11 protein-coding genes are annotated in these 14660 nt (G+C 46.8%); all 11 read left to right on the top strand.

The annotated features are described in order from the left end of the window. Window positions 1–64: 64 nt before the first annotated feature. The 11 genes from BC643_RS03135 to BC643_RS03085 all read left to right on the top strand — a co-directional run bounded on the left by BC643_RS03135 (window position 65) and on the right by BC643_RS03085 (window position 14612). Window positions 65–1210 carry an iron-containing alcohol dehydrogenase gene (locus BC643_RS03135; protein ID WP_120271715.1) on the top strand — a complete coding sequence of 382 codons (1146 nt, stop codon included), beginning with the start codon at window positions 65–67 and terminating at the stop codon, window positions 1208–1210. 34 nt (window positions 1211–1244) lie between these two features. After that, entirely contained in the window at window positions 1245–2159 is a 915-nt protein-coding gene (locus tag BC643_RS03130) for a dihydrodipicolinate synthase family protein (RefSeq protein WP_120271714.1), read from the top strand. A gap of 11 nt (window positions 2160–2170) precedes the next feature. Beyond that, window positions 2171–3196, top strand: a complete 1026-nt coding sequence (gene pdxA, locus BC643_RS03125) for a 4-hydroxythreonine-4-phosphate dehydrogenase PdxA (RefSeq protein ID WP_120271713.1) — start codon at window positions 2171–2173, stop codon at window positions 3194–3196. Between the two features lie 10 nt (window positions 3197–3206). Further along, on the top strand, window positions 3207–4367 hold the full coding sequence (locus BC643_RS03120) for a four-carbon acid sugar kinase family protein (RefSeq protein WP_170154437.1): 1161 nt from the start codon (window positions 3207–3209) through the stop codon (window positions 4365–4367). 57 nt (window positions 4368–4424) lie between these two features. Next, window positions 4425–5996 carry a sodium:solute symporter gene (locus tag BC643_RS03115; protein ID WP_120271711.1) on the top strand — a complete coding sequence of 524 codons (1572 nt, stop codon included), beginning with the start codon at window positions 4425–4427 and terminating at the stop codon, window positions 5994–5996. Window positions 5997–6013: 17 nt separating this feature from the next. Continuing rightward, the gene (locus BC643_RS03110; RefSeq protein ID WP_120274121.1) at window positions 6014–7411 is read left to right on the top strand and encodes a glycoside hydrolase family 140 protein; all 1398 of its coding nucleotides are present in this window, start codon (window positions 6014–6016) and stop codon (window positions 7409–7411) included. A 4-nt stretch (window positions 7412–7415) separates the two neighbouring features. Further along, the gene (locus BC643_RS03105; RefSeq protein WP_120271710.1) at window positions 7416–8351 is read left to right on the top strand and encodes a glycoside hydrolase family 43 protein; all 936 of its coding nucleotides are present in this window, start codon (window positions 7416–7418) and stop codon (window positions 8349–8351) included. A 94-nt stretch (window positions 8352–8445) separates the two neighbouring features. Beyond that, window positions 8446–10290 carry an exo-alpha-sialidase gene (locus BC643_RS03100; protein ID WP_120274120.1) on the top strand — a complete coding sequence of 615 codons (1845 nt, stop codon included), beginning with the start codon at window positions 8446–8448 and terminating at the stop codon, window positions 10288–10290. A 2-nt stretch (window positions 10291–10292) separates the two neighbouring features. Beyond that, a complete protein-coding gene (locus BC643_RS03095; RefSeq protein ID WP_120271709.1) occupies window positions 10293–11864 on the top strand; it encodes an MGH1-like glycoside hydrolase domain-containing protein in 1572 nt (523 codons plus the stop codon). A 135-nt stretch (window positions 11865–11999) separates the two neighbouring features. Next, the gene (locus BC643_RS03090) at window positions 12000–13088 is read left to right on the top strand and encodes a sialidase family protein (protein WP_120271708.1); all 1089 of its coding nucleotides are present in this window, start codon (window positions 12000–12002) and stop codon (window positions 13086–13088) included. Between the two features lie 132 nt (window positions 13089–13220). Next, a complete protein-coding gene (locus BC643_RS03085) occupies window positions 13221–14612 on the top strand; it encodes a prolyl oligopeptidase family serine peptidase (RefSeq protein WP_120271707.1) in 1392 nt (463 codons plus the stop codon). The last annotated feature ends 48 nt before the right edge of the window (window positions 14613–14660 follow it).

Raw genomic sequence — 14660 nt, 5'->3', positions numbered from 1 at the left:
ATCCTTTCGGTGGTTCGAATAATCACATCTTCGAAGATTATAGAATCAAATAAGAAAGAAATTAATGGAGCTAATCAAATTAAATACTCCCTCACAATTGGTTATCGGAGACGGGAGCTTAGCGCAATTTTTTGAAGATTTTGTCAAAAAAGGATACCAACGCCTTTTTGTGTTGAGCATTCCGGTGGTGCGCCCACTTTTGCAGGCTTACTTCGATCAACTAGGACAAGCCGGTATTCTGGTTCAAGTGAATGAGCAGATTGCAGCTGAGCCAAGTTTCGCAGAAGTTGAAGGAATCCTGGCCGAAGCGCGAGAATTTAAAACCGACGCTGTTGCCGGTATTGGCGGAGGGAGCGTATTGGACGCGGCAAAATTCATTGCTGCCCAATTGGAAAACACACAAACAACATCCGAAATTATTGGTATTGGAAACCTGAAAGGCCGGTCAACTTATTTGGCCTGCTTGCCAACAACTGCCGGAACAGGTAGCGAGGTTTCTCCGAATGCCATTTTCCTCGATACAACCGACAATGAAAAGAAAGGTGTCATCAGCCCGTTTTTGATGCCTGATGCTGCTTATATTGATCCGTTGCTGACTGTTGGTGTTCCGCCGGCAGTGACTGCTTTTACCGGGATTGACGCTTTTACGCACTGCCTCGAAGCATTTATCAACCGTTTCGCACATCCGGTTATCGATCGTTTTGCGCTGGACGGCATGCAGCTGATTTTTAAGAATCTGAAAAAAGCTTACGATCAGGGAGACGATTTGGAGGCCCGGGCGGCTGTTGCTTTGGGAAGTGTTTATGGCGGAATGTGCCTTGGCCCGGTAAATACGGCTGCGGTGCATGCGTTGGCTTATCCGCTGGGAAGTAAGTACAAAATTGCACACGGTTTGTCGAACGCCGTGATGCTACCTTATGTACTCGAATACAACCTTCCTGCTGCAACTGAGCGTTTTGCCATTATTGCCAAAACGATTGGAGTAGAAGCCTGCTCTTCGGATGAAGAATATGCCGCGAAAGGGATTGAGGCCATCAAAAACTGGATTGTCGATTTGAATATTCCTTTAAAGCTTTCTGCTTTGGAGATACCGGAAGCCGCTTTGGAAGATATTGCTACTTCAGCACTGAAAGTACAGCGCTTGCTGCGAAATAATGTGCGCGAAATTAGTTTTGATGACGCATTGGAGATTTACAGAAAAGCTTACTAATTAAGAAAAACCGAAAAGAAACTACTAAATAACGATGAAAAAGAACAACCCATATAAAGGAGTCATTGTGCCGATGATATCGCCGCTGAAGGATGATTTGACTGTTGACCAGGAAGCGGTGAAGTGGATTGTGGGCAACTTCTTAAATTACAACGTTGCGCCGTTTATCGCAGGAACGACTGGCGAGGCAAGCTCTCTGTCTTTTCAGCAGAAGAAAGATTTGGTTGAAGCGACCGTTGAAGTGGCGAAAGGCAAAGCGGTTGTTTATGCCGGAATCTCGTCGAATTGCCTGCCCGAATCCATTGAAATGGCCAAATGTTTTGCCGATATGGGAGCTGATGTGGTTGTGGCAAACGTGCCCTCATACTACCCGCTGACCGATGCACAGGCTGCCCGCTTTTGCGAGCAACTGGCCGACGCCAGTCCGGCTCCGCTCATCTTTTACAACATTACTGCTACTACCGGCTATTCTATCCCGCTCGATATTATAGAAAAGCTGAGCTATCACCCGAACGTGGTGGGATTGAAAGATTCAGAACGCGATGAAAAACGTCTGGATCAGGCTTTGGATTTGTGGCGCGACCGCGAAGATTTTGTTCACCTGATTGGTTGGGCAGCCATGTCCGGTTATGCTTTAAAAAACGGTTCGGACGGCATTGTACCGAGCACCGGAAACTTTACCCCAAAATTGTATGCCGATTTGTATGCGAATGCGCTAAACGGCAATTGGGAGCAGGTTGAACAATTACAACAACTAACGAACAACCTGGGAGCACTGTACCAAAAAGGACGCACGCTGGGCGAGTCATTGGCTGCCCTGAAAGTGATTATGGACGAACAAGGGTTGTGCGGAACACAGGTTATGCCGCCGATTTACCGCATGGAAAATGGGGTGGAGGCAGACTACCGAAAAGAAGTGAAAGCCTTCTTGAGTAATTTAAATCTTTAAGAACGAACACGATGAAAGATAAAATCATATTAGCAGTAACCATGGGCGATCCGGCAGGGATTGGTCCGGAGATCGCTGCAAAAGCTTTTGCTGATCCAACTGTTTTCGACAAATGCCTTCCGCTTTTGGTGGGCAATGTTGAAGTAATGGAAGAAGCCATTAAGCTGACAGGAGTTGATTTGAAAATCAACCCGATTAAAGATGTAAAAGAAGCCAAACTGAGTTTTGGTACCATCGATATTTACGACATTCCGGTCGACAAGAGTAAGATTACACACGGGAAAGTGACCGCAGAGGCCGGCGATCTGGCTTTTAGAGCGGTTCGCAAAGCCATTGAATTGGCGATGAATGGTGATGTTGACGGCACGGTTACCGGGCCAATTCACAAAGAAGCGATCAACCTGGCTGGCCACCATTTTTCGGGACACACTGAAATTTATGCCCATTTCACCGGAACCGAAAAATACACCATGTTGCTGGCCGATGAGAAAATCAAAGTGACGCATGTGAGCACGCATGTTTCGCTGCGCCAGGCCTGCGATTTGGTTAAAAAACAGCGTGTGTTGGATGTCATCCGCTTGACAAACGACGCATTAAAGCGAATCGGTATTGCAAATCCCCGGATCGGTGTTGCCGGTCTGAACCCGCATGCGGGCGACGGAGGTTTGTTCGGAAGCGAAGAGACGGAAGAAATACTGCCGGCCATCAACGAGGCAAAACACCTCGGAATCCAGGTTGCCGGCCCTTATCCGCCGGATACCTTGTTCGCCTTGGCCAATGGCGGAAGTTTCGATGGTTGTGTGGCCATGTACCACGACCAGGGACACATCCCATTCAAGCTTGTTGGCTTTATTTGGGACGAAGAAAAGCAAGCCATGAAGAGCGTGAAAGGTGTTAACATTACGCTTGGATTGCCAATTATCCGTACATCTGTCGATCACGGAACAGCGTTTGAAATTGCCGGAAAAGGCATTGCCAGCCCTGATGCCCTTGTGTTTGCGATGGATTACGCAATTAAGCTCTATCAAAATCAATAAAATAAAGACGATGATAGCAGTTATTGCAGATGATTTCACGGGAGCTGCCGAAGTTGGGGGAATTGGCCTTCAATATGGATTGAAGGTCTTGATCGAGACGGAGGTGACCGGGTCAGGAGATGCAGATTTATTGATTATTGCTGCTGACACGCGGTCGATGTCCGCCGACGATTCGGTTGCCAAAATCGAAGAAATTACTCAAAAACTTCTGCTGCTGAAACCGGATTTTATATATAAAAAACTGGATTCTGTTCTGCGTGGAAATGTCTACGAAGAACTGATCAGCCAGCAAAAAACGGAAGGGAAATCAAGGGTTTTGATTATCCCGGCAAACCCGCATTTTAAAAGATTAGTCAAAGACGGCGTGTACTATGTCGACGGGACTCCACTTGCAAAAACTTCCTTTGCTTTCGACCCGGAGTTTCCGTTGAAATCGAGCCGTGTAAAAGATATTTTAGGATCTGATCCGGAATTGATTTCTTCGCTGAATTTAGGCGAGGAGCTACCGGATGCGGGTTTCATTGTTGGAAACGTCGAATCGGAAAAAGATCTGTCGAGCTGGGCTGAGTTATTGGACGACCAGACTGTTTACGGCGGAGGAGCTGGATTCTTCGAGGCAATTCTGATGAAGAACCACGAATCGCAAAGAGCAGACGTCGAGTTCAACAGTAGCGAGGAACATCATTCGCTGTTTATTTTTGGCAGCACTTTCCCCAAAACGTTCGAGCTTTTCAAAAAGATGAAAATGGCAGGCTTGATGTTTATCAACTTGTCTGAAGACTACTTCAAACTTTCGGATAAAGATCCGTCTACGATTCAGGAAATGGCCGAAAATGTGGCATCCTGGTTGGGGCAGGAACGGAAAGTCGTCATTACAACTATCTTTACAAGTTCGAAAGTACCGTCAATCTCTCCCGACCGAATCCGAAAAGAAATCGGGCTGTTGGTGAAGAAAATTTTTGAGTTGACGAAAATTCAGGAGCTGTACATTGAAGGTGGTGCAACAGCGGCCCAGATCTTCCAAAAGCTAAAAATAACCAGTTTGAGGCCGGTTGGCGAGTTGGATTACGGTATTATTGAAATGGAGGTGGACGATTATCCGGGCTTGTGCTTGGTCACCAAACCGGGCAGTTACCTCTGGCCCGAATGTATTATTCCTGAACTAAATTAAACGAAGCCAAAAAAAAAATATCAAACCAACCAATTAAACTAATCAGATCTAGACGCGATGAATCCTACACCGAACATACATTTCCTCGACTACTTTATCATGTTTCTGACCTTGGTCGTCTCCCTGGGAGTCGGCTTTTGGTTCTCGAAACGTCAAAAAGATACCAACAACTATTTCAAAGCTGCCGGATCGATTCCTTCCTGGGCGATTGGTATTTCGATTTTGGCAACACTGATCAGCAGTATCACATTTTTGGCCTATCCCGGTGAAGGTTATACTTCAAACTGGATTCGGCTGGTTCAGGGCTTGATGGTGCCGATTGTTCTTGTTGCGATTGTGGGATTTGTTGTGCCTCTATTTCGGCATGTCATTCAGCTAAGTACCTACGAATACTTTGAAAAACGTTTCGGTAAATTTGCCCGTTTTTACACGTCGATAAGCTTCATCCTGACCCACTTTTCCAAGATGGGAACGGTGTTTTTTCTGATTTCGTTGGCGTTGAGTAAAATGATTGGATTGGATACTGTAACGATTATTTGGATTATCGGAGCTGCAGTAATTCTTCTTACAATGTTAGGCGGAATTGAAGCAGTTATCTGGCTGGATGTGATCCAGGGTTTCTTGCTGATCATCGGAGGTGTGATAGCTCTTGGCATTTTGTTGTTTACGCCGGAAGGTGGCCCGATGGAAGTTTGGCGCGTGGCGATGGCAAGCGACCGAATTGGCTTTGGCCCGTTTGATTGGAATTTTGTGCATCTTACCTTTTGGGTAATGGCATTAAATGGTGTGTTTTACGCCATTCAGAAATACGGAACCGACCAAACAATCGTACAGCGCTATTTGACAGCGAAGACGGACAAAGCAGCTATCAAAGCCTCATTGATCGGGGTTTTGCTGAGTGTTCCTGTTTGGGCCATGTTCATGTTTATTGGAACTGCATTGTTTTCGTACTATAAAATTACCGGGGCTCCGTTACCTGCCGATATTGAGGCGGACGCTGTGTTCCCTTATTTCATTTTAACAAAACTGCCGGTTGGTATTGTTGGCTTGATTTTGTCGGCATTGATGGCAGCAGCTATTTCCAGCCTCGACTCGGATTTGAACTGCCTTTCGGCGATTTTGATGGAAGACTATTACAAACGCATTTTCCCGAAAAGTACCGACAAACAGCAATTGATGATGGGACGCTTGTTCATCGTTTTGGCTGGTTTGGGTGCAATCGGCGTGGCCTTGTTCTATGTGAATGCCGGTAGCGAGGGCGTTCTTGGAATCATCTTTACACTTTACGCTATTTTCTCGGGCGGTATTGCGGGTATGTTCTTATTGGGAATTTTCAGTACACGGGCCAACAAGCAAGGTCTGTATTGGGGAATCGGAGCCAGCATTCTCTTTACGGCATGGGCGCTGCTCACTTCAACACCGATTGGAATGGAAGGCAAAAAGACCATTCTTTTGAATTTGGGAAATTTCAATTACACGCAGCATAAATACATGATTGGTGTGTACAGCCATGTGGTGCTGATTGTAGTCGGTTACGTTGGAAGCCTTTGTTGTAAAGGCGGAGCAACCGATATTTCGCTGACCTGGGTCGGTTGGAAACAGAGAAAAAAACAGCTAAACAAAGCATAAAACAGAAACAAATGAAAATGAAAAATCTACTCGTTGCGGGTTTGTCGGTATTGACGTTGGCGGCATGTCAGCCAGCGGCAAAAAAGGAAGAACCCAAAGGAATGGAATTATTAAAAGTGTCGGCTAACCATCGTTTTTTCGAAACGGAAGATGGCGAGCCTTTCTTTTGGCTGGGCGATACCGGCTGGTTGCTCTTTACAAAATTGAATCGCGAAGAGACTGAAAACTACCTGGAAACTAGAAAAGAGCAAGGTTTCAACGTTATCCAGGTGATGGTGTTACATGGCTTGGGCGCGGTGAATGTTTACGGCGATTCAGCTTTGGTTGATCACAATGTGTCAATGCCGAATGTTACTGAAGGAAATGACTTCAGCGATTCAATTCAATATGATTACTGGGACAACATGGATTATGCCATCGATTTGGCGGCCGAAAAAGGCTTGTACATGGCCTTGGTTCCGGTGTGGGGCAATAATGTGAAAGATGGCGGTGTTTTGCGCGACGAAGCTGCTGTTTACGGCAAATGGATTGCCGACCGCTACAAGGACCGCAAAAATATTATTTGGTTGAATGGCGGCGACACTTTTGGAAGCGACTCAACTGCCACCTGGAATATTTTGGGGAATGCGCTGAGAGATAACGATCCCAATCACCTAATTACCTTCCACCCGCGTGGCCGGATGCAGTCGAACGACTGGTTTTTGGATGAGCCCTGGATGGATTTCAATATGATCCAGTCCGGTCACCGTCGTTACGATCAGGATGACACCGAGCGCGGCTATGCGCAGGACAACTACAAGTACATTTTTGAAGACTGGGATTTGACTCCTGTTCGCCCAACAATCGACGGCGAACCTTCTTACGAAGGAATTCCGCAGGGATTACACGATACTTTGCAACCGTTCTGGAACGATGCTGATGTGCGTCGCTACGCTTATTGGTCGGTATTTGCAGGGGCTTTTGGCTACACCTACGGCCACAGTGCCGTGATGCAGTTTTACCAGCCTGGCGACAAAGCGGCTGCTTACGGCGCTAAAGATTATTGGACAAAAGCGATTAACGATCCGGGTGCAAACCAAATGAAATATGTGAAAGAGTTGATGCTGTCGCGCCCTTATTTTGAACGGGTACCCGATCAAAGTTTGATTGCCGGTGAGAATGGCGAAAAGTATGATTTCCTGATCGCAACCCGTGGCAACGACTACGCATTCATTTACAGTTATAATGGTCGCGATATTCCGGTTCAGATGGGTAAAATTGCTGGCGACAAAGTAACTGCCAGTTGGTTCAACCCACGAAACGGACAGTTCTCTGCAATTGGAGAATTTGAAAATACCGGTGTGCAATCGTTCGATCCTCCGGGAGATGCCGGCGACGGACACGACTATGTGTTGGTTTTGGACAGCGTAAAGTAGATTGATGATGAAGAATAAAATAGTATTGTTGGTAGCTCTGTTCGGAACTTTGATTTCCTGTTCAAAGGAAAAGGAAGTTTACCTGTTCAGCACTTTCCGCGAACCGGCCGATAAAGGTTTGTTCTTCGCGTACAGTGAAGATGGCTACCATTGGAACGATTTGGGTGGCCCTTGGTTGGCACCGGAGGTGGGCGCACAAAAAGTGATGCGCGATCCATCGGTTGTTCAAGGGCCCGACGGTACTTTTCACCTGGTTTGGACATCATCGTGGCGAGGAGATTTAGGCTTTGGCTATGCCAGCTCAAAAGATCTGATTCACTGGTCGGAAGAGCAATTGCTTCCGGTGATGACGGATACTTCAACGGTAAACGTTTGGGCGCCAGAGCTTTTTTATGACGATGAGCAGGATCGTTTCATCATTATCTGGGCATCTACCATCCCCTTTAAATTTGAAAAAGGCGAAGAGGAGGAAAAGAACAACCACCGCATGTATTACACCACAACGAAGGATTTAAAAAGCTTTACAGAAACAAAACTGTTTCTAGATCCGGGCTTCAGTGTAATCGACTGTGTGATCGTAAAACGTGGGGCTAAAGATTATGTGTTGGTGTTGAAAGATAATACGCGCCGAAGGCGTGACATTGAAGTGGCCTTTGGCGAAAGTCCGCTGGGCCCGTGGCACGATATTTCCGATCCTTTCACCGGCTTCAAATCCGAAGGACCGACAGTGGTGAAAGTGGGCGAGGATTACCTGATTTATTACGACGACTACGGGAATATGCGATACGGCTGTGCCCGGACGAAAGACTTCAAATCGTTTGAAGACATTTCGGACCAGGTGACACTGCCGGAAGGGCACAAACATGGCACGATTTTTAAAGTAAAGCAATCGGTTGTGGATGCGCTGCTGAAACAATCGAAAATAGATAAAGGACTTTAGTTGATATGAGATAGCCGGAATCCGGTTGGCCGTTTCGACCTTCGCCGGATTCCACTTTTTTAGAACGCAATTCAAAACAGATCAAATCAGAAACATGAACTTTGGAAAGAAATTAATCAACACGTTTTTTCTGGCAGCTGCCGTAACCGGGCTTTCGCAGGCTCAGGAATTGCCGCACTACACCGGAGAAACGCTCAATAATCCCGATTATCATCACGGCCAGTTATCGCCGGCGTTGGGAGTCCACAATATTCAAACTTTCAGGGCAAATCGTGAATTTCCGGAACAGGCCGATGGTTTGGGCTGGACCTATAACCATGCGCCAATGCTGGCGTACTGGAATAACACCTTCTTCCTCGAATATCTGAGTGATCCGGTTGGCGAGCATATTGCGCCGGGTGCAACTTTGATTCAAACCTCGAAAGACGGCAACGAGTGGACGAAACCCGAAGTAATTTTCCCGCCCTACGATATTCCGGAAGGATTCAGCAAAGAAGGTGATACCGCAGTGGCTCACAACCTGCAATCCGTAAACCACCAGCGAATGGGCTTTTATGTGAGCTCGAATAACAAATTGCTGGTGCTGGCGTACATCGCGATTTCGCTGAACGAAAAAGACAGTCCGAATGACGGAAACGGCATTGGCCGCGTTGTTCGCGAGGTAAAAATTGACGGTACTTATGGGCCAATCTATTTCATTCGATATAATCATGGGTGGGATGCGAAAAATACGTCACTCCCATTCTATAAGAAAAGCAAAGACAAAGCTTTTGTGAAAGCCTGTGACGAGTTGCTGGCAAACCGCCTGATGGTGCAGCAATGGAACGAGGAGGCAGATCGCGACGATCCGCTGATTTCGTTGAAAGGCGATTACAAAGCATTTAATTTTTACCATTTGCCGGATGGAAAAGTTGTCGGTTTGTGGAAGCATGCTTTGGCGGCAATCAGCGAAGATGAAGGTCAGACCTGGACGAAGCCAACCCGTGCTCCCGGTTTTGTAAACAGCAATGCCAAAATTTGGGGACAACGCACATCTGATGGTCACTATGCGACGGTTTACAACCCTTCTGATTTCCGTTGGCCTTTGGCCATTTCAACCAGTGCCGACGGCATGGATTTCACGAACCTGTTGTTGGTAAATGGCGAAGTTTCGCCAATGCGTTATGGCGGCAATTACAAATCATACGGACCGCAATATGTTCGGGGAATTGCTGAAGGAAACGGTAATCCGGCGGATGGCAATTTGTGGGTGACCTACAGTATGAACAAAGAAGATATTTGGGTTTCAAAAGTTCCGGTTCCGGTTGTTGACAAAGAAACTTCGGATGTAAACGACGTTTTCAACCAGATGCCGGAAGGCAAAGAATTGGACCGATGGAATATTTTCAGCCCGCTTTGGGCTCGTGTTGACATTGAGAAAGATGCCATTGGCACCCGCTGCCTGGTGCTCAATGATCAGGATGAATTTGACTACGCGAAAGCGGAACGTCTCTTCCCGCGTGCAACCAATGTTTCTGTCGAGTTCAAGGTGAAGCCGGCACAAAACGACCATGGACAGCTGGATGTTGAACTGGTGGATGCCAAAGGAACAGCTGCGATGCGTCTGGCTTTTAGTAAAGATGGCTATCTGCAGCAGAAAAACGGGTATCGTATGGGAAATATCATGCCGTACAATGCCGGGCAGGAATACACCATTCGCATTGAATTGACTTGCGGCAACCGCTTTTTCGATGTTTATGTTGATGGAGAAAAGAAAAAGACCGGGCTTTGTTTTGCTCCGGTACACGCCGTTGAGCGTTTGACTTTCCGCACCGGCGATGTTCGCCGTTTCCCCGATGTGGACACACCAACCGACCAGGATTACGACCTGAAAGACACAGGTAAACCGGTGCAGTTGGCGAAATATTCAATTTATTCGGTAACGACTAAAGAATTGTAAGGATGAATTTCAAATTGAAAAGAATAGTTTTTTCATACATCATAGTTGTGGCAGTTTCCCTGGCAGGTTTGTTCCAGGGAAACCTTTATGCCACCGGAAAACAAAAGGACAAGAGTATTCTGAAAGTTGACGATTTCAAGCATTTTGTGGACTATTTCAACCGCATGGAGGATGAAAATCTTTCGTTTGCGATTCCGAATGCAGAAGCCTGGGATTGGATGAAAGCAAACATCCCCTTGTTCGAATGTCCGCAGGATAACTTTGAAGAAATCTACTATTACCGCTGGTGGACTTACCGCAAACACATTAAAGAAACACCGAAAGGTTGGGGAATCACCGAGTTTTTGGTTGATCGCCCGTACGCTGATAAATACAACCTGATTGCCTGTGCCATTGGTCACCACATCATGGAAGGCCGCTGGTTGCACAACCCAGAATACATTCAGCAATATGCGCATGTATGGTATCGGGGTAATGAAGGAAAACCGATGAACAAGCTGCACAAATTCAGCAGCTGGACACCTTACGCTTTGTTGCAGGCATACTATGTGAATAGCGACAAGGATTATTTGGTCGACATGTTCCCGGATTTGACAGCCGATTACAAACTTTGGGAGAAAGAGCGTCGCAATGCAAACGGACTCTTCTGGCAGAATGACGTGAAAGACGGCATGGAAGAGCAGATCAGCGGTGGCCGTCACGAGCGGAACGAGCGCCCGACCATTAACAGTTACATGTTTGGTAACGCCGAGGCTCTGGCTGAGATCGCAGAACTGGACGGTGATCAGGCAACGTCGAAGTTGTATGCCGCGAAGGCTGATACTTTGAAGGAACTGATTGATGCAAATCTTTGGGATCCGGAGGATCAGTTTTTTGAAACGGTGAAGGAAAAAGGAGGTTTTGCAAAAGTTCGCGAGCAAATTGGTTTCATCCCCTGGTATTTCAATATTCCAACAACTGAACAGTCGGTTGCCTGGAAGCAGATCAACGATAACAATGGTTTTTCAGCTCCCTTTGGCTTGACAACAGCTGAGCGTCGCCATCCGGATTTTCGCAGCAACGGTTGCTGCAAATGTGAGTGGGACGGTGCCATCTGGCCATTCGCAACCGCTCAAACCTTGACCGGATTGGCGAATCTGCTGAATGATTACAAGCAGGATGTGGTGACCGACAGTACCTATTTCCGCCAAATGGAATTGTATGTCGAGTCGCAATATCACCGCGGTCGCCCCTATGTTGGCGAATATTTGGATGAAGTAACCGGCTACTGGTTGAAGGGAGACCAGGAACGCAGCCGCTACTACAACCACTCAACCTTTAACGATTTGATGATTACCGGCTTGGTTGGTTTGCGCCCTCGGGCTGATGAAGTGCTCGAAGTGAACCCGCTGGTTCCGGCCGGAAAGTGGGATTGGTTCTGTTTGGACAAGGTGCTTTATCATGGCAAAATGGTTACCATTGTTTGGGACAAAACGGGTGAAAAGTACGGCAAAGGCAAAGGTTTATACCTAATGGTCGATGGTAAAGAAGTTGCCCGACGCGCTGACCTCGGAAAACTGACTGGGAAATTGTAAAGTCAAAAGTTTGAAGTCAAGAGGCAAAATTTACGATCTACAATTTACGATTGACTATTCTGTGAAACTCGGTGTACTCTGTGGTTAAAATAATCTTCAAATAACTTTGAGGGGGAAAACAAGAAAAACACACAAATGAAACGAATTATAACCTTCACGTTTTTGCTGGTTTTGGCATTCCAATTTCAGGCTGAAGCGAAAAAAACGAATTGGCGCAAAGGAATATTGGTGGATGAGTTTATCTACACCGAAGCGCCGTATCCGTCGTGCCACTCGGCAACAATTGCGGAGACGCCGGAAGGGCTGGTTGCCGCCTGGTTTGGTGGAACCAAGGAACGCAATCCGGATGTTGGTATTTGGGTGAGCCGCCACATCAATGGCAAGTGGACCGAATCCGTTGAATTGGCAAACGGTGTTCAGAACGACACACTGCGCTATCCAAGCTGGAACCCGGTATTGTTTCAAATGCCCGGTGGAGATCTGCTGCTGTTTTATAAAATCGGGCCCAGCCCGTCGGAATGGTGGGGTATGATGATGCGCTCTTCTGATAACGGAAAAACATGGTCGCAAGCGGAACGCTTGCCTGATGGCATTTACGGGCCAATCAAAAATAAACCGATTTTGCTGTCCGACAACACCTTGATGTCTCCTTGCAGTGTGGAAGGAGATGGCGGCTGGCGTTCGTATTTCGAGTTTACCAAAGACGAAGGTAAGACCTGGGAGAAAGGTGACTACATCAACGATGGCAAAATGTACATGGCCATCCAACCGACGATCTTGACTTATCCGGATGGACGGATGCAAACGCTGGTTCGCACGCGAAATGCTGTCATTGCTTCAAGTTGGTCGAATGACCAGGGCAAAAGTTGGGGACTGATGCAACCTTCGGGTCTTCCTAATAATAATTCGGGCATCGATGCCGTAAGTTTGAAAGACGGTCGCCAACTGGTGGTTTACAACCATGTAAAAACGCCTGTGAATGCGCCCAAAGGACATCGTACTCCGCTGAACGTTGCTGTTTCGAAAGATGGCAAACACTGGGAGGCGGCATTGGTGTTGGAGGACTCAGAGATCAGCCAGTACTCGTATCCGGCAGGCATTCAAACATCGGATGGTTTGGTGCATTTTGTGTACACTTGGCGTCGCGAGCGTATCAAGCACGTGGTTGTTGATCCGAAGAAATTGAAGACTAAAAAGATTGTTTACGAGCAGTGGCCTGAATAGCAGATGTAAGTCAAAAGGTAAAATTGAAAAGTCAAAAGACAGAAGGGATTGTATTTCGTTTTTGCACGAACTCGAGCCTAAACAAATAATGACTAATTAATGACAACCAATTGACAATTAAATGAGATAACAATGAAAAACACGATACTCCTCATAACTATCGGCCTGTTGTTGTTTGCCTATGGGGCAAATGCCCAGCTGGTGAATTCGGATAACAAATACCAGCGTCCACTGAACGAAGTGCTGAAGGAGATTGAGCAACGGTACGATGTTCAGATCAGGTTTTCGGAGAAAGACATTGCCGGATTGGTGCTCAATTATGCCGATTGGCGTTTGCGTCCTGATTTGGAAGAAACGCTTCGCAATGTGTTGGCTCCTTTCGATTTGGTCGCCAATCTGGATGAAAAATCGGGTGCCTACAAGGTTGAAGAGTTTCGTTATCACCGGAAAACAGTTGCCGAAGCCAAAGAGTTTTTGAATTACCTGTCCGGTTTGTATTCCAATAAAGAAGAATGGGAAGCGCGGCGGGCAGAACTAAAAAGTTGTTTGCCATCAGGCGTAAGATTGGATAAAGCGCCCGCTTCACCCGGAACAAAGCCAATTTTGACCAAGATTCGCAAGATGGATGGCTACACCATTCAGAACATCGCACTGGAGATTTTACCTGGTGTTTACGCTTGTGGCTCGATTTATCGCCCGGCGAAAATCAAAGGAAAGATTCCGGTTGTTCTGTGTCCGAATGGCCATTTTGGCGACGGTCGGTATAACCAGGACGTTCAGAAACGCTGCGCCGGTTTAGCCCGAATGGGAGCTATGAGCATTAGCTATGATCTGTTTGGCTGGGGCGAGTCCGGGCTGCAATTCGATATGAAATATCATCGCAAAGCATTGGCAAATACGATACAGGCTTTGAACAGCATTCGCTTGCTCGACTATCTTTTGAGCTTTGATTATGTCGATTCGGATCGGGTGGGAATTACCGGAGGTTCGGGCGGTGGAAGCCATACCATGCTGATTTCGGCCATCGACGACCGGATTAATGTGAGCGTACCGGTTGTGATGATGTCAGCCATTCATTATGGCGGCTGCCCATGCGAAAGCGGGAACCCCATTCACCTGTGCAGCGGCGGAACCAACAATGTGGAAATTGCCGGTTTGTTTGCGCCAAAACCACAGCTGATTGTCTCAGATGGTGGCGATTGGACAGCGAATGTTCCCGAACTCGAATTCCCGTTTTTGAAGCGGATCTACAGTTTTTACGGGTCCGATGCAGTGGTTGAAAATGTTCATCTTCCCAATGAAAAACACGATTACGGCCCTTCAAAACGAATTGCTATGTATCACTTCATGGCGAAATACCTCAAGCTCGACGAATCAAAAGTCTTCGATAAAGCTGGCAATCTGGATGAATCAACGATAACGGTTGAAAAAGATAATGACCTGAAAGTGTTTGGCGACAACGGCGAAAAGCTGCCCGTGAATGCGTTGACGGATTTCAAGAAGCTGGAGGCGATGTTTCAATAGCATTTTCTAGAGAAGTCAATGATCTTCATACCAGGATGGATTTTTAAA

It is taken from the genome of Mangrovibacterium diazotrophicum, assembly GCF_003610535.1.
GTDB classification, from domain to species: Bacteria; Bacteroidota; Bacteroidia; order Bacteroidales; family Prolixibacteraceae; genus Mangrovibacterium; species Mangrovibacterium diazotrophicum.
This window is presented reverse-complemented; position numbering and strand designations above follow the sequence as displayed.